This is a genomic window from Pseudomonas sp. 10C3 (assembly GCF_036346185.1).
Taxonomy (GTDB): domain Bacteria; phylum Pseudomonadota; class Gammaproteobacteria; order Pseudomonadales; family Pseudomonadaceae; genus Aquipseudomonas.
In genome coordinates this window covers 1-470 of sequence record NZ_JASJVE010000079.1, presented here as the reverse complement: position 1 = coordinate 470, position 470 = coordinate 1, and the positions used below count along the sequence as shown (strand labels likewise).

General features: G+C 61.3%; 1 protein-coding gene. It reads left to right on the top strand.

Features of this window, described 5'->3' with window-relative positions; translation table 11 throughout:
- The coding region (locus QN399_RS26180) for an AMP-binding protein (protein WP_330201934.1) at positions 1-470 on the top strand (470 nt) is incomplete at both ends.

The window sequence follows — 470 nt, the reverse complement described above, 5'->3', positions numbered from 1 at the left end:
ATCAATGCCATGGTCGCAGGCGCCGCGCCACCGGCCAAAGTGATCGGCGCCGTGGAAGAGATGGGCATCAAGGTCACCCACGTCTACGGCCTGACCGAGACCTACGGCCCGGTCACGATTTGTGCCTGGCATGCCGAGTGGGATGAACTGCCGCTCGATGAGCGTGCCCAGGTCAAATCCCGCCAGGGTGTGCGCTACCCGACGCTGGAAGGCGTGATGGTGGCCGACCCGAAAACCCTGGAACCTACACCACGCGACGGCCAGACCATCGGCGAGATCTTCATGCGCGGCAACACGGTGATGAAGGGCTATCTGAAGAACCCGACCGCCACCGCAGAAGCTTTCGAAGGCGGCTGGTTCCATACCGGCGACCTGGCGGTCTGTCATCCCGATGGTTATGTAGAGATCAAGGACCGGCTCAAAGACATCATCATCTCGGGTGGCGAGAACATCTCCACCATCGAGCTTGA